Origin of the sequence: Chloracidobacterium sp., from assembly GCA_015075585.1 — a bacterium.
Classification (GTDB): domain Bacteria; phylum Acidobacteriota; class Blastocatellia; order Pyrinomonadales; family Pyrinomonadaceae; genus OLB17.
Map to the genome: position 1 here is coordinate 64,002 of JABTUB010000001.1, position 19,198 is coordinate 83,199.

Sequence of the window (19,198 nt, forward strand, 5' to 3'; positions counted from 1 at the left end):
TGCGGTAACACCGATACGATGTGATGCTCGTTTGTTGGGCAAAACAAAAACCGTCATAAAACGGCCTTCGACACGCTCGCCTTGTTCGTAAACGCGAAGAAACTCGGCGCGCTTAGCGAGCCGAGCCTCCTTCGGTAACGAAAAACCTAATAGTGATGTACCGTTAATCGCTTGCGGCCCTTCGCGCGGCGGCGCTTGAGTACGGCTCGGCCGTTCTTCGTCGCCATGCGGGCGCGAAAGCCGTGCTTTTTGGCGCGGCGACGATTGTTTGGCTGATATGTTCTCTTCGGCATAATTGCTCTCCATGAAATTCACTCGAAAGTGAAAACTCAAAGTTTATTGAAATGCCGCCCGGATGTCAAAGCAAAGCGCGTAAAAATGGGCACTTAGCTCATTTCCGGTTCGCCTTACCAACCGCCGCGATATGGTGTATATTTTTTATAGGAACAGCGGCCGCGGCCACAATAACTTGTGAGTTTGGGGAGCGAGCGCCGCGCGCGTAAGCGCGAAGGAGTCCAATATGACTGAGAGAAGAATCATCGAACCATCGGAATGGGAAGATTTTTTGGCGGAATTCAGCGAGCGGAACCGCGGGCGGCGTGCACGCTTTGATCTCTTTGAACAGAGCGGCCAAACCGAGGAAGAAAGTGCCGAGGGCGTGTTTGAACGCGCCGCACTGAACGGCCACCGCGTAACCGTCGAACGCAGCTATGAGGCCGCGAGCGGCCGCCGCCTTGAGACCGACGAGATCAACGATGTGCACGGTATCACCGTGCAATACGATACCGACGGCAGCGAGAATACGATGGAGTTTATGAACCACGACGGCGATATGACACAACTCCATTTCGAATCACTCGTTGACGGCGATTCGTAAACCTGACCGCCCGAACGCATGATCTGCGGAAGCCGATCTCAAACGTCAATTCACGTCAAACGTGCGTTGGCCGTCTTTATCGTGGATCCAAAGCCACGCGTTGCCGATCTCGTGATCTTGAACTATTCCGGAATAAATGAATCCGTTCTTGCGCAGGATCGCGACGGAGGCGTTCTCTTCCGGAGCCGTCTTTGCCGTTACCATCAGTGACGGGTCGTTGGCGTATGCGATCTTTAGTAGTTCACTGCATGAAAAGGATGCGATCCCGCGGCCTTCGAACTCTTTGAACGTCGCATAAGCGACCTCAACCTTTCCGTCCTGCGGCTGTCCTACAAAACCGCAGCAGCCGACCACGAGGCCGTCCCGCACGACGAAATATCCGACCCACGGCGGAACAAAGCCGATCGTCGGATAAAAGTCCTCGTACATCGCAAAAATGGCTTGGCAATCATCCGAAGCGAACAGTTCGTCGGCCTTTTCGGCCAGGTCAAGTATCCTTAACTCCATTTATCCACCCGTATTCTGCAACTTTTTCAGCGCCGCGATATAAAGCCCGTGTTCCTGTTCGAGGATCCGTGCCGTAAGAGACGCGACGGTATCGTCCTCAAGCCGCGGCACTTCACACTGCAAGATCGTCGGGCCGTGGTCGAGCAGTTCATCGACGTAATGGACCGTGCAGCCTGTGGCCTTCACGCCGGCGTCAAATGCCTGTTTTTGTGCGTCGAGGCCCGGAAACGCCGGAAGCAGGCTCGGATGAATATTCACGATCTTGCCCGCAAAGCGCCTTACGAATTCCGGCGACAATAGTCGCATATACCCCGCGAGGCAGACAAGCTCGACGCCGCGCTTCTCCAGTTCATCGCCGATCTCGGCATCGTGTTCGGCCCGCGTTCGCCCTCGCCTTTCGACAACGACTGTCTCGATGCCGCGTTCCATCGCCTTCGCCAAGCCCGCCGCATCCGCCCTGTCGCTTACAACGACCGCGACCCGCGAATCCGCGATCTCGCCGCTCGCCACCGCATCCGCGATCGCCGCCATATTCGACCCACGCCCCGATATCAAAATTCCAATGTTCATCAATTCCAATGCTTCAATTTGGGCCAAAGCCGAGACAACGGCTCCTTTGTTCCGCGGCAAACAAGGATGTTGAAATGTTCTGTCGGCATTGCGTATGGATGGCCGACGGGCGTTCGCTCCTCGACGGTATCACACGAACTTTCGACATCCTCCTTTTTCGAACCCAAGATCACCACAACAGAGCCATCATAATCCCGCGGCCCCCAAAGGTAGTAGCTTTGATGGCCACTTATAGCAGTTGGCAATCCGGATTTGCGCCCGAAGAAGTCGATGGCTCCGGCCTGGCCATAGTTTTCCGTCAAGATCGCAGCCTTCTGACGCTCGGCCTCCGGCAGGGAATCATACACCGCGGCCGTCGCTTCAGCCATCTCCTCCCAACCGAAGCGGTCGCCGAAGTACTGCGGCATCGGGCCGCTATGCCCGACCTCCGTCTTTGGCGGTGCGATGCCCAAACTCGCTTGATAGGCAATGAAGGCCTCCGGCGGCAGCAGAGGTACGGCGATCGGCGCAAATAGTGCGGCAACTGCGAATACGAGTACGGCGTAACCGACGATCGCGGTCTTGCCGAACCGAAAACGCGACGCCGCGGATTCCCAGAGCACGCCGCCAGCCGCAAACAAGACCGGATAGACCGGTACGAGGTAATAGTTCTTTGCCTTGAGGACGATCATCAGCACGAGCGTGACCAAATATAGGATGCCGATGGTCCGAAACCGCTTGCCGTCGCGATCCGCGAGAAAGTACCAAAGCCCCGCAAGCCAGACTACCGCGCTGAGCGGAAGAAGTATGAAGACCTGCTGCCAAATGAATTCGAGCGGCGAAAGCAAAACGTTCTTTCCGCTTTCCTGTACGTTCCTCAGTAATTCCAACGTCGCCCAGTCATTTTTATACTCCCAGATGAGATTCGGCAGAAAAAGAGCGAATGCCAGGACACCGCCGAGCCAAAAGTATCCGTTCGCGAATGCCCGTCGATCCCTCGTCGCCATTATCCCGATGACGAACGCGGCTCCGAAGAAGATCAGCGAGTGCTTGTTCATCACGCCTAAGCCGGCAAACGCCCCGAACAGCAGCCAGAATCGCGGATCTTCACGCTTGACCGTCCAGATGTAACTTAGAACACATCCCATCCAGAAGATCGGTTCGTACACGTTCATTGACAACATCATATCGATGCTGAGGTAAACCGGTGCGGCAAGAACACAGAGGCACGCAAGGAGCATCCCAAAATGACGGCCGCCCAGCTCGCGCACGATGAGGCCGGTTAGGATGATCTTCAATGCGCCGCCGAGCGTGGGCAGCAAGTGGATCGCATAGAGCGAATCGCCGAAAATGCCTCGGCCCGCCCACGCAATAAAGATGCTCAGCGGAGCATGATCGGGATAGCCCCACGCAAGATGTTCGGTACAGGCAAGAAAATAGAGTTCGTCACGGAAGTACCCGTAATTCGCGCCGGCGATCAGATAAAGCACGACCTTTAATGCCGCAAACGCGAAGGCAATACCGAGCGGGTTCTTAAATAGGCGAATCATTGATCCCATAAACGCCAATTACAGCCATTGTCAGTCGACTACTAAACTGACAACAGTCTAACCGAATTCATCAAATAACATTATGTATTTAGCGTTCAACGGCGCGGCCGTCAATACTAAGGTCTCGAATCTTTACATTCGACATTAAACACATAGCAGAGATCCTGCCTTACAACTTTTGGCCTCGACGCGATCATTTAACGAATATTATTAAGACCGAAACGGAGCATCGGTGCGTCTTAATCTCAACATTTGGCTTTGGGAAGGCAACCGAATGCGATGCGCAGGTGCCTTAACCGAACTTTGTCAGAAGTAAACAAAGTTCCCTCCGTCTAAACACATCTTTGGAGGCATCCATGTCCGTAACCAACGCAAAGATCATTGATCGCATTTATCCATTACCTGTCCAACGGCTTCTGCGGATCTCGATGGTACTCGCGTTCGTCGTATTCATCGTCGAAATGGCCCTTATCTACTCTGAGCCATCGCTGGGATTGCGGCTGCTCTGGTTCGCAACGATCCCGCTCGCGCCGATGATCCTGCTCGTGGCGCCGAACGCGTGGGTCAGCATTTGTCCAATATCTACTGTACAAACGTTCAGTCATCGTTTTGGCCAAAACCCGCATCGCCGCCTGTCGCCTCGCATTACCGCCAAACTTCAGGCATTCGGCTGGGTCCTGATGATTGCCGGCATTCCCACCCGCCATCTGTTTTTCAACTCGGTAGGTTGGGCAACATTCTGGACAGCTTTGGCCATCCTTGCCGTTGTCCTTGCGGCAGGCTTTCTTTTTAAGTCGCTTAGCGGATGGTGCGTCGGAGCGTGCCCCATACGTCCGATCGAGGTTCTGTACGGCCAGTTCGCCCTTGACAAGAACCGACCTGAGAAATGTACCGATTGCTCGGCATGCATCCCGAGCTGCCAACGTCTGGTTCCTGAAAACAGCCACAGTGAACTGCATCGAAGCTCATTGACGGCGAACATTGCTATGGGATTTCCGGGGTTCGTAGCGGCCTATTTCCTTTTAGATCTTTTGAATGTCTGCGACATCGAGCACGCATTTTTCGCAGGAACCGGCGCGCAAGGATCAGATCTTCTCAGATTGGCCGGCGCGGTTTACGGATGGATGGCCGCCGGATTCGTCGTCTCATGGGCCGCATTCTTCGTGCTGCGACGTCGGTTGAAAGAACGGACGCTATTTCGAGCGATCGCGCTATCCGCTTTCACCGCATATTACCTTGGCGTTGCACCGGAAATACGCGAGGCGTGGTCCTTACCGTTCTGGTCAATACCGGCGATGCTGGTACCGCCCGCCGTCGCAATGGCTTGGGCATTATGGCCGAGCAAACTCACAGACCGAACCTCGAGGACGCCTGCCTGATCTCGAACGGCACAACTCAGTTCTGTAAATTGACTGCGTTATAGGCAGCCGCTATTTCGGCGCAAGGAATCTGCTTTCCGAACGCCTCGGCCCCGAGGCAGAAGGCCACCTTACCGGCGCGTTCGGCTTCGACGGTGAACGATGCCCCCGCGATCTCGCCGCTCGCCACCGCATCCGCGATCGCCGCCATATTCGACCCACGCCCGGAAATGAGTATCCCTATTTTCATTGCCGCATCACATTCTACAACCAACAGCTCCCGATCGCATGGTAGCCTGTAAAACCGCATCGCGCTTGAAGATTGCGTCGGCTTGTGATTTCTTAAAGAGAGGGGATGTCGTCGCTTAAGCGAGGCTCCTGTCAACAGCCACACAAGGGGGTCGATCATGAGTCAAAAACAAATTGCCGTTATTGTAGGCAGCCTTCGAAAAGAGTCTCTGAACCGCAAATTGGCCAGTGCCGTTTGCAAGCTTGGGCCTGCCGATTTTGTGTTCAACCAGGTCGAGATCGGCGATTTGCCGCTTTACGATCAGGATGATGACGACGATCAGGCAGATCCGGTCAAGCGGCTGAAGGAGCAGATCTCGGCTGCCGACGGCCTGATCTTTGTCACGCCCGAATACAACCGGTCAATGCCGGGCGTTCTCAAGAACGCGATCGACCATGCCTCGCGCCCATATGGGCAGAACTCTTGGGCCGGCAAGCCTGCCGGGGTGCTCGGCGTTTCGATCGGAAGTATCGGCACCGCGCTCGCACAACAGCATCTTCGCAACAGTCTCGCGTATCTCGATGTTCCCACGATGGGACAGCCTGAAGCCTTCATACACGCAAAGGACGGGTTGTTCGATGACGAAGGCAATATCGGCGAAGCAAGCAAACCGTTTCTCCAGGCCTGGATGGACAGGTACGTCGATTGGGTGAAGACTCACTCGAACATCTCGTAACAGCACCGTGACGACCGCTCAAATTTTAACCGGCCACGAACGAAGTCTCATACTCACTCGCGGCCTCGCTTTGATCCCGGCACGACATCGGTCGATGTACTCACAACTGATATGAACAAAGCCGAACGCCCCGAAGATATTCCAAGGCTATTTGTCGAAAACTGGAACAACCGACGGGCGGACCTCTTGGCCGAACTCTTCGAAGAAGAGGCTGACTTTGTCAATGTGGTCGGGTTTTGGTGGGAAGATCGCCGCTCTATTTTCAAGGCTCACGATTACGGACTCAAGGTCATCTTCAAGGATTCGACGCTAAGGTCCGGCCGTATTAAGACCAAACTGCTGGCCGATGATGTCGCGGTGCTTCACGTCAGGATGACCCTAGCCGGACAAACCCCTATCGAAAAGGACGCCGGGATCAGGCAAACAGTATTTACCTTTGTCGTTCGCAAGAGGGACGGCTTTTGGCTGTGTGCCTCAGCCCAAAACACCGACATCGTAGCAGGTGCCGAAACCTACATCCGCAGCGAAAGCGGCGATCTAAGACCTGCAGATTACCGCAAAAAAGAGCCGTCTTAGAATTCCGCGTCTCGATAACGCTGTCAGGTCTTTGCTTCAGCAACAATGGTCTGCGAGGTCGAGAGTATTTTCGAAGACGGAGAATGGGTGATCCTTGAATGGCGTGATCCGCTCGGGCTTCGCGGTTGCGGTTTTTTCCACATCATCGACGGCCTTATCGTGTTCCAACGCGGTTATTGGGACAGGCTTTCTTTCTTACGTCTCCACGGCCTGCCGCTGCCCAACAACCCCTGAGAGGCCCTTAGTGGGAGGTTATTGTTACTTACCCAAAGCCTTGAGTCGGTTGAGGATCCGGGTAGCAAGCTCGTTACCGGGAACGATCGCGAGAACCTTCTCTGCATCGGCTCGTGCCTGGGCATATCGTTTTATCTCCAAGCAGATAGCACCGCGCATCAGGTACGCCTGAAAGTACTTTGGATTCAGAGAGATCGCGGCCGAAAGGTCTTCGATCGCCGTATCGATCTGCTTTTTACGATAGTATGCGATGCCGCGGTCGAGAAATGCCTTCTCTCGGCTCGGGTCCTTGGATATCACATAGTTCAGATCGGCGATAGCGAGGTCCGGTGAACCCGAACTCGAATACACGACGGCTCGGTTGTTCCACGCCTCCAGCTCGGACGGATCGAGTTCGATCGACTTGTTCGCATCTGCCAACGCTTCGGGCCACTTTTTCAACACGTAGTACACCGCACCCCGATTCATATAGGCCTTGGCATATCTTGGCACGAGCCTTATTGCCGTCGAGTAATCGTTCAACGCGTCCTGATAAAGCCCCTGATCCTTGTATGAGATGCCTCGGTTGTACCAGATCGTCGCATCCGCCGGATTGATCGCGATCGCGGAAGTGTAATCGGCGACCGCATCACGATGTCGCCCGAGCTTGCTCTTCGAAAGCCCTCGCTGGAATAACGCATCTACGTTTCGAGGATCGATCGCGAGACTTCGCGAGTAATCCGAGATCGCTGCGTCATAGTTCCCAGAGAAGTAGTATGCCTGACCACGGTTGAACCAGAGAGCCGCCGAGTTCTGCACAGACTGCAACGCCGTCGTGAAACTCACGATGGCCCGAGCATAATCCTTGTTCTTGTAGTGCTGAAGGCCCGTTTTGAAATGTTGCTCCGCAGTCTGTGAATAAGCAGTCGCCGACACGACGAACAGGAGCAAGACCGCGAGTAGTATTCGTTTTCTCATCTAGGAAATTATATACGAAACCGTCACATTACAAACTCGTCGTATGCCGCCGTTAGCATTGGTTCGCGTTTGGCCGTAACATTGGACCTGTATTAGGTCTTCTCGAGGTTATGGATCGTGAAGAGTTAAGATATCGGCCGATGGCTGATACATTGATCGCCGAAACAAAAGGTATGTATTTACAAACGATAAGACTCCTGACTGCGCCGGTCGCATTCGTGCTACTGCTTGCTATCTCTGGCCTTGCCCAAAAACAGAAAACGGACAGAGAAACCGACGGCTTGAAGGGTTTGGTCAAATCTGTATTTACTGAAAGGGCCGACCTAAAAAGGGTCTCTCGCAAATTGGTTGAAACCAAACGCAGAAGCGCGAGTGAATATACCTACGATAAGGCCGGCAATCGTTTGACCTGGAAAAGTTATGATTACCTAACCGGAGATTTGTTTGATTCAGTAATTTATAGCCGAATTGACGGCGAAAAGGTTTCGATCTATCAGGACGTTGCTAATCCGAATAAGATCACCGCGATGCCTGATCCGGAGAAGACACCACAAAAACCCTTTGACCCGCGATTTGACTACAAATTCACATACAAATATGACAACGACGGAAATGTATCAGAAAAGGCGATGATTCAAAGCAACGGCGATCTATGGCTAAGGTACGTCTATAACTATAAGCCAGGTCAGAGAGAAAAACTCGTCTATTCTGACGACGGCTCCCTGAACCAGAAATACATCTATAAGCTCGATGATAAGGGAAACGAGATAGAGATGATCGCGTACGACGTCGCAACCGATAAACCTAACGGTAAGGAAACTTATAAATATCTGAGGTTTGATGCGAAAGGAAACTGGACGAAACGGATAGTTTTCGCAGCAGACGATACAACCGGGCCTGTACTTAAGCCACGCGAGGCCTTGTATCGGAAACTGACTTATTATTAGACTTCGGTCAACCGTCACCTGACACGACCTTGCCAATAGATCATGCATCCGGCCAAGCTCGACGCGATACTTCTTTTCATTGACATCATCGATTAAACGTACAATAATACTGTACAGGTTTGGGGAAGAATTATGTCATTAGAGATCAGCTACAGCGAAGCCAGGAACAATTTAGCGTCACTACTCGACCGGGTCACGGACAACCGCGAAGTAGTGGTCATAAATCGACGCGGCCACGAAAAGGTTGCGGTGATCAGCGCCGACGAGTTGAACAGTGTCCTTGAAAGCTTATACTTACTGCGCTCTCCAAAGAATGCACGGCGTCTAATGAGTGCCATCGAAAGGGCAGAGGCAGGAACGACCAAGCCCACTTCCATTGACGAACTTAGGAAAGAATTCGGGATCGAGAATGACAAGCGGAAGTAAGGGTCGCGATTCGGTTTTCGAACCCGAATTCCGGGATGACCTTCGCTATTGGGCTGAGACCGATCGTAAAACCCTGATCCGCATTTTCAGCTTGGTTGAGGCCGTGTTGCGCGACCCTTTCACCGGGATCGGCAAACCGGAACCAATGCGTCATATCGGCGCCAACATCTGGTCGCGGCGCATAACCAAAGAACACCGGATCGTGTATCGCGTATCTGATGAGAAGATCAATTTTCTTCAGGCGAGATTCCACTACTAGCTTCACGCGTCCCGCAAAGCCGATCCTATCCTTTTCCTAGCATTCGTCGGAACGCCTTTATGCCCTTAATAGGCTTTGTCTTGTGGATCATTCGATGACAGTTCGAGCAAATTATCGCAAGGTCAGATAGCAATGTGCGACGACCCTTGTTTGATTGAGCAAGTGGCAATAAGTGATGAACTTCGCAAAATCCTTCACCAATCTCGCCGTACTCGGCTTTGAAATTGAATCCGCATACTTCGCATTCCAGCTTCCCCTTCTTTCGAAGAACCTCTTCCTTCTTCCTCTTGACCGAATATCCTGATCTGAACTTGTTTCTGACAATACAAGAGCAATGTGGGTGCTGTCGGGATAGATCTCGTCGATCTGCTTGACGATCTTTCGTGAGAGATTTTGATCAAGCAACAATTTCATATTGCTGAGCGACCGCTAATTGACGTTCGCGGTTTGCGGCAAAAGCAATGCAGGCACGGATGTCTTCACGGGTGAGTTCAGGAAAATCAGACAGAATTTCTCCCTCCGTCATTCCACCCGCGAGATATTCGAGCACGTCCTGAACCGTAATGCGCATCCCGCGAATGCACGGTTTTCCGCTCCGTTTGCCGGGCTCGATCGTTATGATCTCTCGGTAATCCATGCGTTCATCTTATCACAACCGCCTTATCTCCGGTCGTCACTTTTCCGATAACCAATGCGTTAGCGGCCTTTTGAATTTCCGAACCACAGTTTTCCGAGCAAACGACGATCATGCCGATGCCCATGTTGAAGGTGCGGAACATTTCGGTGTCTGAGACGTTGCCGAGGCGTTGCATTAGGCCGAAGATGGGCGGTTCGGGCCAGGAGCCGCGGTCGATCTCGACGCCGACGCCTTCGGGCAGGATTCGCGGAATGTTCTCGAGGAAGCCGCCGCCGGTGATGTGCGCAAGGCCTTTGATCAGCGGGGCGGCGGTACCGTCGTCCGCAACGAATTTCTTATCCAGCAACGGGCCGATCTGCGGCAGGAACGATGAGTGCGTCGCTAGCAGTGCCTCGCCGACCGTGGAACCTAATTCGTCAATGTAGGAATCAACCTTGTAGCCGCCGACCTCAAAGAATAGCTTGCGGGCGAGTGAATATCCGTTCGTCTGCAGGCCCGTCGATGGCAGGCCAAGCACGACATCGCCGGGCACGATCGACTTGCCGTCGATGACCTTTGCTTTATCGACGACACCGACGATAAACCCCGCGAGGTCATATTCACCGTCCGCGTACATTGACGGCATCTCGGCCGTTTCGCCGCCGAGCAGGACACAGCCGTTCTCGCGGCAGGCACGAGCCATTCCCTCGACGACAGACGCCGTTACTTCGGGTTCGAGTTTTCCGGTCGCAAAATAATCGAGGAAGAAGAGCGGCCGCGCACCTTGGACGAGAATGTCGTTGACGCAATGGTTCACGAGGTCGGCGCCGACCGTATTGTGTATGCCCGTCTCGAAGGCGATCTTGAGCTTCGTCCCAACACCGTCCGCCGAGGCGACCAAGATCGGCTCGGCCATATCAGGGAAAGCACCCGCGAACATCCCGCCGAAGCTGCCGATCTCGGTCAGTGTACGCTCGTTGAATGTTGAACGTGCGTACTCGCGGATCTTCGCGACCGCCTGGTTCGCATTGTCTATCGAAACGCCTGCATCGGCGTATGAGATTGGTTGCATGACTTCAAACTATAACCACGTGATCACCGCCATGCTTGAGCAATTTTGCATCGAACGTGGCAAGGTGGTTGGCGGTTGTTCCCGCCTCCACAGCTGCGTAGCAATCGATGATCGATAGCGACGGCCGCTTTAAATAAAGATCTAACACCTCGATGAAAACAAACTCGCTGCATTGCAGATTGTCGATGGCCAGCAGCTTCCTCAGCAAGGCTGTGATATATGACCGCGGATGCTCGTAAACCTTTTCAAGCACATACACGACCTCGACCGCTACGGCGTCCGTGAGATAGCATTTCTCTTTTCGCAAAAGCTCCGCGACCTTGGCCGCCTGAACCGGTACATCACCTAACAGAAGGTGTAGAACGACGTTTGTGTCGAGGCTGATCACTCGGCTTGTTCCTCCGTCTGTATTCTTGTGATTTCGCTTTCAATTTGGCTGCGTCGATCTCTGCTTGCGAGAGGCGAGGTGTTTCGGGCAATTTGCTCAACACTTCGTCGCGAAACTTGATGAATTCGTCCACCGAGATCGCCGGTTCCAGCAAGATCCGTCGATCCTTCATAAGCGACAGCCGAACCTTCCTACCCGGTGTTAGACCGAGAGCTTCTCTAATAGGAGCCGCAATGGTTATCGTTCCTTTGCTGGTGATCGTCGACTCATATTTCATGTATTACATTTTATCGAATGTATTACATAATGTCTATTTCTTTCATTGGTGTTATCCTCCGATCCGGCATCACGCAGGAGACTCTCATCGAACGGACAGCAAATAATATCGCTTTTAGTACCGAAACTCATTGACCGAATGAGCACTTCGCGTTTAGCATTTTTACAGGAAGAGAAGATGAGCTTTACATTGACGGACATGGGCAGCGAGAACTTTGAGTTTTATGCCAACGTATGGCACTGGAAGGCGGCGGTCGAGATCATTCGCAGCCTGGACGTCCTCAGCGAAGGATCGCTCAAGCAAATGGGCTATAACGCTACGGGCGTTAAGGTCTCGCGCGACGATGCTCACGAGATCGGGTCGAGGATCCGCTCGGAGATCCTTCCGAAAGTGCCTGCAGGAAGTCGTATCTTTGCCGACCTGAGCGTTACTGATGCTCCCGACGATATGACGCTTCACCGCGATCACGATGATCAGTGGAAGAACTACAGCGTCGATCGTGAGTGGCTCACGGAGTTCTCGGATTTTTGTCTTCGCTCGAAAGGCTTCCAGGTGTTTTAGGCAGAATTCACCGTTCGCTCGGGTTTTGCCCTGCTTTCTAATTGGTGCTCGATGGAAATTCTCGCTGACATCCACGATCTCGTCGCACCGTTCCTGAAAAATATCTGGCTCCAAATGGGCCTCCTCATCGCGTTTGCGACGATTCACGGCTACGGCGGCGCATGGCTTGCGGTAAGAATGCTGTTTCGGCCCCGTCATCCCGTGAAGTTCTTCGGCATCACGATATTTCCGCAGGGAATGATCCCGCGGCACCGCGAACGCCTCGCAAATGCTATCGGCAAGGCCGTCGGCAACGAACTCATCACGTCAGATACGATACACGAACACCTTATCGCAAAGGATCTCCTACGGACGAAACTGCGCGCGGTCGTCGATTCGTATCTGAACGGTCTTTTGTCCGAGGATCAACCGTCGCTTATCGAGATGCTGCCGGCAAGCCTTCGCACGCCGCTGCTGGAGATGGTCGCTGCCCTGCAATACAAACTCGCCGATCATATACGCACGGTCATTTCAAGCGAGGGGTCAACGGCTGCGATCGGGCGTTTTGTTACGCACCGAGTTGATGAGTTCCTCGGCAAACGCATAGCCGAAGTGGTAGATGACGGATCGTTTGCCGATCTGATCCGATTCATCGACGGGCGGCTTCGGTCAGGCGTCAATTCCAAGATCTTCGAGGACAGCGTCCGCGATCTGATCAGCCGCCGGCTTGACGGCCTGCTGACTTCAGACACGCCCATAGGCACGATGTTCACTCCGGATGCCGTTGCCTTGCTAAAGGAAAAGGCTGGCGAGCAGATCGAACCGGCGATCCGCCAGATCACCGACCTTGCGGCCGCCGAACGCACACGCTCGCAGATCAGCGCTCTGATCAAGCACGAGGTGCATGATTATTACGAGAACCTTTCGTTCTTCAAGAAAATATTCGTCTCGCGTGAGAACCTGCTGGATGAGGTCGATGAGCTTGTCAACGAGAGCTTTCCGAAGCGGATCGAAGAAACCCTCCGTACGGCGTCATTCGCCGAGGAAGCACGGGCATTCATCGACACGACGATCGACAACGCATTGGAAAAGCCGCTGCCCGTCATCATCGGCACGCTCGACCCGCAGCAACTGTCGCGGCTCAAGGAACAGATCACAATGGCCGTGCTTTCGCTGCTCCGCAACGAAGAGACTGTCACGGGAGTTTCGCGTTATATCAACGGCGTTATTGAAAAACTGCGGCCGCACAGTATCGATGCGGTGCTTCAGATCGCACACCCCGATGCCGAAGCCAAGCTCAAACAAATGCTCGCACGCGGCCTCATCGATGTTCTTAATCGCGATGATACGCTCAATGCCATCAACGAACTCATCGGCCTGCAGATCGAACGTATGCTCGCCGCCCCGCTGGGCAAACTCGGCGAGCTGATGCCGGAAGAAAAGCTGCGGGCACTCTCCGAATCACTGACCGATGCGATGATCGCCGTTACCGCCGCAAGGCTTCCCGACGCGATACGCGACTTTGACGTCGGCGGAATGGTTCGCGAAAAGATCCGCGGCTATCCGCCCGAAAAACTCGAATCGCTCGTTATGTCGGTCGCCCGTGAGCACCTGCGTACTATCGAGGCTTTCGGAGCCTTGTTCGGGTTTTTGATAGGGCTTGTTCAGGCGGTGCAATTCTACTTCTACGCGCACTGACGCAGATCAGGTCTCGACGGCGTACGTCTTAACGCCTGTCAGGTGTCCGCGCTGGTCGATCCCGACCGCAAAGATGTCCTTTCGAATATCGCCGACCTTGATGATCTTAAGGCCGCTCAAATTCTTACTGAGGTAAGCGTAGAGTTCTGTATATTTCTTAGCGGCTTTGCGTTCCGCAGCACCGAAGTGATCTTTTATCTCCGTCAGATGTGCAAAGAATTTTTTAGCGTCTTCAGTTGTTACGGCCTTTGAGTTTGCTCTGTCGGCCGCAGCCTTTACTTTCTTTTCCGAAACGCTCTTCGATCCGCCAAGATCGAACGCCTCCCAGGCCGAGTCCGTCTCGCTGATATAAACGAGATCCGTTATGATGTTCTTGAGTTCCGAGAGTTCGTCCTGCATTGCTGAAAACTTTCTACCGGGCGAAAAAAATATTGAATTTTCTGCTTAAAACGGAGCGCTTAAACACACTGAAAAGTTAACGCTTGCTTCGACCGAATGCAACTCAAGTTCTTGTTAAAATGAGAGTTAAATCCATGTTAAAGCACTCAAAAATAAGCTGTGGAATTCCGTTTGCACAAGGCATTTTTTCGTGTTAGTCTGATACACGCTTTCAACCTTTAATGTTCTGTAAAGTGTTGATAATAAAAAGGTTAATGCTTTACATTAGGTTTTTCTCCCGGATTTTCATATACTGTGGAAATAGTTGTGGAAAAGGCTGTGAATAGCCGTTCGGCGACTCTTGGGCATATCGTCGCAAGAGAAGCTTTTTACTGGAAAAACCTTAGCGAGGTTTTTGGCTTGCGGTTGTCTGTGAGCCGGTGCGAATAACGACCAATATCAAAGGCATTCAGGATCAACTTGGAACTTTCTTTTGCACAAGTATCAGTATGGGACGACCTGCTCGGCGCGGTTTCGAGCAGGTTAAGCCAGCAGGTCTTCGATACGTGGTTCAGGCCGATAACATTTATCGAGTCGAACCCTAAAGCACGTTCCATCTCGATATCGGCTACAGAAAATACAAAGGACTGGGTTTGCCGTTACTATCGCGCCATTATCGAGGAAGCCATGGAGGAGGCCGGCCTTTCAGGCTACTCGCTTGACTGGTTCGTTATCAATGACAACGATCATACCGATGAGGCCGAGATATACTTTGAGACCGCCCCTCGGAACGCACCGCTGCCCGGTGTTGTGAACTACGCTAATTTCGAGTCGCTCGAACCTTCGCTCAATTCAAAGTACACGTTCGATAAATTCGTTGTCGGGTCTAGCAATGAGTTCGCTCATGCCGCGGCTCTCAGCGTCTCGGAAGCACCGGGGACGGCTTACAATCCTCTGTTCATCTACGGCGGCGTCGGGCTCGGCAAGACTCATCTGATGCACGCCATCGGCCACAGCATACAATCACGCAATCCGAAAGCTCGAGTAGCATACGTTACGAGCGAGAAGTTCACTAACGACCTGATCAACGCTATCCGCTATGACAAGACGTCTCTGTTTCGCGATAAATACAGGTCTATCGATATACTGCTGATCGACGACGTACAGTTCCTCGCCGGAAAGGAGCGAACGCAGGAGGAGTTCTTCCACACGTTCAACACGCTTCATAACGATCAAAAGCAGATAGTTGTCTCCAGCGACTGTCCGCCGCGTGAGATACCGACGCTGCAGGAGCGTCTCCACTCGCGTTTTGAATGGGGGCTGATCGCCGACATCGAGCCGCCTGATCTCGAAACAAAAGTAGCGATCCTGAAACGTAAGGCAGAACATGATGCGCTCGAACTTACTGACGACGTTGCGATGTATATCGCAAGCAAGGTACGCAGCAACGTACGCGAGCTTGAGGGTTCGCTCGTACGCCTCGTCGCAATCGCATCGATGAAGAAAGAGCCTCTGACGCGGCAACTCGCTCGTGAGGCTATGAAGAACGTTCTCGATGCCGTGCATCCGGCCGGACTAACGATCGAGCGTATTGCCCGTGCCGTCGCGTCGCACTTTAAAATGACCGTCGAAGAGATGAAATCAAAGAACAATTCGCGATCGGTGGCCGTACCTCGCCAAGTCGCAATGTATCTATGCAAACGTCTCACGCGGAATAGTTATCCTGAGATCGGACGCGAGCTTGGCGGCAAGCATCATACTACCGTGATGCACTCTTTTGAGAAGATAAATTCGATGGTGGCGAGCGATCCTGTTTTCCACAACATGATCGAAGAGTTAATTGATAATATTTGCAATTAGTTAGCGGTTTTTCGCAGCATTGCCGGCCAAAGATCGTTCCACAGGCAAAACTCGCGATGATCGTCTGTAACTAATTGAATTTGAAAGGTTTGTTGAAAAGTTTTCCACTTTTCCTATGTCAATGAAAAAGACTATGGTAAGAAACCTGTGGAAATATCAAAAATTTCGCCGTACCGTTTGGATACCATACTTTTCCACAGGTTTTCCACAGTGTATTGTGGAATTAAAACTGCAAGAAATATAAGGAGTTAGACCCATTTTCAACATTTTAACAGGAACTATTAATACTGATTTTTATCTCTTTGTTATAAATTATTCTTGGTAGTTAAAGGCCCGATCGGCGATCGGAACGAAGGAGGCAAAAATGGAATTCAAGATCAAGCAAAGCGTACTCAAGGACGAACTCGGATTTATCCAAGGAGTTGTCGAACGAAAGACGACGATACCTGTGCTCGCCAACATACTGATCGAATCGATCGGCGATAACGAGATACGGATCGTCGGCACGGACCTTGATGTAACGATCCGCTGTGATGTGGAAGCGAACATCGTTACCAAAGGGGCGATGTGCGTACAGGCACGCAAACTCTTCGACATCGTCCGTGCACTCGATGCCGGCGATGTGCATTTCAAGAAAGAGGATAATGAGTGGGTCAAGATGACCTGCGGCAGGGCGAACTTTCGCCTCGCAGGCCTGGCACGCAGCCAGTTTCCCGAGATGCCTTCGTTCAAGAGTACGCCGATGAAGCTGCCGGCATCGGTTTTCAATTACTTTATCCAGAAGACCGCTTTTGCCATCACGAACGAGGTGTCTCGCTTCACGCTTTCGGGGGCAAAGTTCATCGTAGGCAACGGCACTGCCAAAATGGTAACTACCGACGGCCATCGCCTCGCGTATATCGAGACAGCCCTTGACGAAAAAAGCTCGGGCGACACGATCGAGACGCTTGTGCCAAAAAAGGCTTTGCTCGAACTTGCGAAGATCTCGCGTGAAACATCGAGCGACATCAGCTTTGGTGAGGATGAGAACCACTTGTTCTTTGAAATGGAAGGCCGGCTGCTGATCAGCAGAAAATTGCAAGGCACATTCCCTAATTACGAGATGGTTATGCCTCGTGATAACGATAAAAAGGCTGTCTTTGACCTCGACGAGATGCGTTCGGCCGTTCGCCGCGTAAGCCTTATGGCGGATGACCGCAACCGTTCGATAAAAATGCGTGTGAACAACGGCGAGATCGAACTTTCGGCTCAATCGAGCGAAGAAGGCGAGGGCAGCGAGATCGTTCAGGCGGATTATACGGGCGAGGAGTTCCAACTTGGGTTCAATTGGCAATACCTGCTCGAATTTCTCAATAACGCCGGTACGCTTGACGGTATAGTTGCGGGCGAGGAACCGGAAGCCGCCGCCGCGGATGCGGGCGGTACGGCCGCTGCTCCGGCACGCGACTCCGGCTCATCATCATTCAAGATAGCGTTCGAGTTCAAAGACTCGAACTCTCAGACACAGATGTCATTCGACGGTGATTCACCGTACGATTACAAATATATCGTTATGCCGCTCAGAATATGAGAAGTACAACGATCCGATAAAAATGGGCCCGGAAGGGCCTATTTTTATGCACGCGTCGTGTGTATATCGACGCTGATATTCCGCCATTTTCCTTGTCGGAATATGGCAACGCTCATTACACATCGGATAACGTGGCCGATGAGTATCGACAACCAGATATGCATCGGTGCAAGCGTCCCTAATTCTCGTATCACAAGGCAGATGCCCACCGGCACGACGACCTGCGAAATTATCGAGATGTAGAGAGGGCTTTTTGTATCACCGGTACCTTGAAGCCCGCCGGTGTACGTCAGAGCGACCGATACGAACAGGCCTGAAAATGCGAGGACACGCAGTAGATGTACTCCGAGCGATACGGCTTCGGGGTCGGTCATACCAAAGATCGACAGAAGCTGTTCCGGAAAGAAGAAAAAGAATATTCCTACGAAGATCGAGCCGAGTGATGCAAATTTTGCCGCAATGTTAACGGCGGATATAGTGCGGTCGGGCTTTTTTGCACCGAGGTTCTGTCCCGCGACGGCCGCCGCGGCACCCATAAGCCCGACGGATGTCCATGTTACGAGTGAAAAGAGCTGTGAATAGCTGACCGCGAACGCGGCTTGAGCAGCGGCACTCTGTGCAAGCGAGCCTACAAATGACAGCATCATAACACCGCCGATATTCATTGCAATACCTTGAATGCCGGTCGGCAGCCCAAAGCGGAAAAGCTGCCGTATGATCTGCCAATCCGGCCCCCAACCGATGCCTCTTGGAAAACGGACGACCCAGCGGCCCGTTGTGAGGCTCCACAAAGACCAGATACCGACCGAACCCGAAGCAATGGCCGAGCCCATTGCCGAACCGGCGACACCGAATGACGGTATAGGGCCGAATCCGTTTATGAAGATGATGTTGAGGATCATATTCAAGACGGTCATCACAATTCCGATCTGCATCGGCGTTCTGGCATCGCCTGCCGATCGCAGTGCTCCGCTCAGCATAAAGAAGATAAGAAGCCCTATGTTGAAAGCGAAGGTTATCCGCAAAAATGGCAATGCCTCTGTTTTGACCGTCGGGTCGGCATTCACGAGGTCGAGCAGATACGGCGAAAGAAGAAATCCAAGCGGTGCGAGTATGAAAAGGGACAGGACGGCTGTCGTAAGAAATGCATGATAGACAGTTCGGTTTACCTTTTCCTCATTGCGGGCACCGGCAAAACGCGCGACGAGGACATTCATTCCCGCAAAGATCGAAGCAACAAAAACTATTACGACCAGAATGATCTGATTACTGACGCCGATCGCAGCATTAGCCCGAAAGCCGATCAAATGGCCGACCATTATGTGATCGACCATCAGTTGAAGGCCGCCGATCATATTGGTCAGCATCGAGGGCCAAGCGATGTTCCAAACAGCACGCCCGAGCGGGCCTTCGGTGATCGAAGGATCATATTTTGACGGCCTTTTCCGTTGTTCCGCAGATTCGCGAAGCTCTTGATTTTCAACGGCGGCAGCCGAAAGATCGGACATAATTACAGATGCACGGGCGAACTGTGATCAATTCTGCAGCGGCCAGCCGGACAGAGCCTTTCACAACGAACTTAGAAAAACTCTAA

24 protein-coding genes and 1 pseudogene are annotated in these 19,198 nt (G+C 52.6%); 12 read left to right on the forward strand and 13 right to left on the reverse strand.

Annotated elements, in window-relative coordinates:
* Window positions 1–146: 146 nt before the first annotated feature.
* Window positions 147–293, reverse strand: coding sequence for a 50S ribosomal protein L34 (gene rpmH, locus HS105_00295; protein ID MBE7515043.1), 147 nt, complete (start codon window positions 291–293; stop codon window positions 147–149).
* A gap of 227 nt (window positions 294–520) precedes the next feature.
* On the opposite strand from rpmH, the gene HS105_00300 reads away from it, so the two are divergent.
* Window positions 521–877: a hypothetical protein gene (locus HS105_00300; protein MBE7515044.1), complete on the forward strand. Its 357-nt coding sequence runs from the start codon at window positions 521–523 to the stop codon at window positions 875–877.
* Between the two features lie 45 nt (window positions 878–922).
* Here HS105_00300 and HS105_00305 read toward each other — a convergent pair whose 3' ends face one another.
* From HS105_00305 to HS105_00315, 3 genes are read right to left on the reverse strand one after another with little or no spacing between them, the layout of a single operon-like run.
* Window positions 923–1,384: a GNAT family N-acetyltransferase gene (locus HS105_00305; GenBank protein MBE7515045.1), complete on the reverse strand. Its 462-nt coding sequence runs from the start codon at window positions 1,382–1,384 to the stop codon at window positions 923–925.
* Window positions 1,385–1,954: a phosphoribosylglycinamide formyltransferase gene (locus tag HS105_00310; GenBank protein ID MBE7515046.1), complete on the reverse strand. Its 570-nt coding sequence runs from the start codon at window positions 1,952–1,954 to the stop codon at window positions 1,385–1,387. It lies immediately after the preceding gene.
* Entirely contained in the window at window positions 1,954–3,483 is a 1,530-nt protein-coding gene (locus HS105_00315; GenBank protein MBE7515047.1) for a glycosyltransferase family 39 protein, read from the reverse strand. Before HS105_00315 ends, HS105_00310 begins: the two co-directional genes overlap by 1 nt.
* 356 nt (window positions 3,484–3,839) lie before the next feature.
* On the opposite strand from HS105_00315, the gene HS105_00320 reads away from it, so the two are divergent.
* Window positions 3,840–4,862: a 4Fe-4S dicluster domain-containing protein gene (locus HS105_00320; GenBank protein ID MBE7515048.1), complete on the forward strand. Its 1,023-nt coding sequence runs from the start codon at window positions 3,840–3,842 to the stop codon at window positions 4,860–4,862.
* Window positions 4,863–4,878: 16 nt separating this feature from the next.
* Here the strand turns inward: HS105_00320 and HS105_00325 are convergent, their stop codons facing one another.
* Window positions 4,879–5,091: a hypothetical protein gene (locus HS105_00325; protein MBE7515049.1), complete on the reverse strand. Its 213-nt coding sequence runs from the start codon at window positions 5,089–5,091 to the stop codon at window positions 4,879–4,881.
* A gap of 157 nt (window positions 5,092–5,248) precedes the next feature.
* On the opposite strand from HS105_00325, the gene HS105_00330 reads away from it, so the two are divergent.
* From HS105_00330 to HS105_00340, 3 genes and pseudogenes are all read left to right on the forward strand, one after another.
* Window positions 5,249–5,806, forward strand: a complete 558-nt coding sequence (locus tag HS105_00330) for an NAD(P)H-dependent oxidoreductase (protein ID MBE7515050.1) — start codon at window positions 5,249–5,251, stop codon at window positions 5,804–5,806.
* A gap of 111 nt (window positions 5,807–5,917) precedes the next feature.
* A complete protein-coding gene (locus HS105_00335) occupies window positions 5,918–6,382 on the forward strand; it encodes an SgcJ/EcaC family oxidoreductase (GenBank protein ID MBE7515051.1) in 465 nt (154 codons plus the stop codon).
* Between the two features lie 30 nt (window positions 6,383–6,412).
* A pseudogene (locus HS105_00340) lies at window positions 6,413–6,616 on the forward strand (nuclear transport factor 2 family protein).
* 24 nt (window positions 6,617–6,640) lie between these two features.
* On the opposite strand, the gene HS105_00345 reads toward HS105_00340, so the two are convergent.
* The gene (locus tag HS105_00345; GenBank protein ID MBE7515052.1) at window positions 6,641–7,573 is read right to left on the reverse strand and encodes a tetratricopeptide repeat protein; all 933 of its coding nucleotides are present in this window, start codon (window positions 7,571–7,573) and stop codon (window positions 6,641–6,643) included.
* Window positions 7,574–7,683: 110 nt separating this feature from the next.
* Here HS105_00345 and HS105_00350 point away from each other — a divergent pair, with 110 nt between their 5' ends.
* From HS105_00350 to HS105_00360, 3 genes are all read left to right on the forward strand, one after another.
* Window positions 7,684–8,520 (forward strand): hypothetical protein, encoded by an 837-nt coding sequence (locus tag HS105_00350; protein ID MBE7515053.1) that lies wholly within the window; start codon window positions 7,684–7,686, stop codon window positions 8,518–8,520.
* 132 nt (window positions 8,521–8,652) lie between these two features.
* Window positions 8,653–8,946 carry a type II toxin-antitoxin system prevent-host-death family antitoxin gene (locus tag HS105_00355; protein ID MBE7515054.1) on the forward strand — a complete coding sequence of 98 codons (294 nt, stop codon included), beginning with the start codon at window positions 8,653–8,655 and terminating at the stop codon, window positions 8,944–8,946.
* Window positions 8,930–9,205, forward strand: coding sequence for a Txe/YoeB family addiction module toxin (locus HS105_00360; GenBank protein MBE7515055.1), 276 nt, complete (start codon window positions 8,930–8,932; stop codon window positions 9,203–9,205). The genes HS105_00355 and HS105_00360 overlap by 17 nt, the downstream gene beginning before the upstream one ends.
* Window positions 9,206–9,230: 25 nt before the next feature.
* On the opposite strand, the gene HS105_00365 is transcribed toward HS105_00360, so the two are convergent.
* From HS105_00365 to HS105_00385, 5 genes are all read right to left on the reverse strand, one after another.
* Window positions 9,231–9,530 (reverse strand): HNH endonuclease, encoded by a 300-nt coding sequence (locus HS105_00365; protein ID MBE7515056.1) that lies wholly within the window; start codon window positions 9,528–9,530, stop codon window positions 9,231–9,233.
* Window positions 9,531–9,602: 72 nt separating this feature from the next.
* Complete coding sequence (locus HS105_00370) at window positions 9,603–9,842, reverse strand: DUF433 domain-containing protein (GenBank protein ID MBE7515057.1); 240 nt, start codon at window positions 9,840–9,842, stop codon at window positions 9,603–9,605.
* 4 nt (window positions 9,843–9,846) lie between these two features.
* Complete coding sequence (locus tag HS105_00375) at window positions 9,847–10,893, reverse strand: phosphoribosylformylglycinamidine cyclo-ligase (GenBank protein MBE7515058.1); 1,047 nt, start codon at window positions 10,891–10,893, stop codon at window positions 9,847–9,849.
* A 4-nt stretch (window positions 10,894–10,897) separates the two neighbouring features.
* On the reverse strand, window positions 10,898–11,281 hold the full coding sequence (locus tag HS105_00380) for a PIN domain-containing protein (protein ID MBE7515059.1): 384 nt from the start codon (window positions 11,279–11,281) through the stop codon (window positions 10,898–10,900).
* Complete coding sequence (locus tag HS105_00385) at window positions 11,235–11,558, reverse strand: AbrB/MazE/SpoVT family DNA-binding domain-containing protein (protein ID MBE7515060.1); 324 nt, start codon at window positions 11,556–11,558, stop codon at window positions 11,235–11,237. Before HS105_00385 ends, HS105_00380 begins: the two co-directional genes overlap by 47 nt.
* Window positions 11,559–11,735: 177 nt before the next feature.
* Between HS105_00385 and HS105_00390 the strand changes: the two genes are divergently transcribed.
* Both HS105_00390 and HS105_00395 read left to right on the forward strand, forming a co-directional pair.
* Window positions 11,736–12,119 (forward strand): hypothetical protein, encoded by a 384-nt coding sequence (locus HS105_00390; protein MBE7515061.1) that lies wholly within the window; start codon window positions 11,736–11,738, stop codon window positions 12,117–12,119.
* Between the two features lie 51 nt (window positions 12,120–12,170).
* Window positions 12,171–13,796 (forward strand): DUF445 family protein, encoded by a 1,626-nt coding sequence (locus tag HS105_00395; protein ID MBE7515062.1) that lies wholly within the window; start codon window positions 12,171–12,173, stop codon window positions 13,794–13,796.
* Window positions 13,797–13,802: 6 nt separating this feature from the next.
* On the opposite strand, the gene HS105_00400 is transcribed toward HS105_00395, so the two are convergent.
* Window positions 13,803–14,195: a hypothetical protein gene (locus tag HS105_00400; GenBank protein MBE7515063.1), complete on the reverse strand. Its 393-nt coding sequence runs from the start codon at window positions 14,193–14,195 to the stop codon at window positions 13,803–13,805.
* Window positions 14,196–14,654: 459 nt separating this feature from the next.
* Here HS105_00400 and dnaA point away from each other — a divergent pair, with 459 nt between their 5' ends.
* Complete coding sequence (dnaA, locus tag HS105_00405; GenBank protein MBE7515064.1) at window positions 14,655–16,034, forward strand: chromosomal replication initiator protein DnaA; 1,380 nt, start codon at window positions 14,655–14,657, stop codon at window positions 16,032–16,034.
* A gap of 364 nt (window positions 16,035–16,398) precedes the next feature.
* On the forward strand, window positions 16,399–17,604 hold the full coding sequence (gene dnaN, locus HS105_00410; protein MBE7515065.1) for a DNA polymerase III subunit beta: 1,206 nt from the start codon (window positions 16,399–16,401) through the stop codon (window positions 17,602–17,604).
* Window positions 17,605–17,648: 44 nt separating this feature from the next.
* Here dnaN and HS105_00415 read toward each other — a convergent pair whose 3' ends face one another.
* Window positions 17,649–19,112 carry an MATE family efflux transporter gene (locus HS105_00415; protein ID MBE7515066.1) on the reverse strand — a complete coding sequence of 488 codons (1,464 nt, stop codon included), beginning with the start codon at window positions 19,110–19,112 and terminating at the stop codon, window positions 17,649–17,651.
* Window positions 19,113–19,198: the final 86 nt, after the last annotated feature.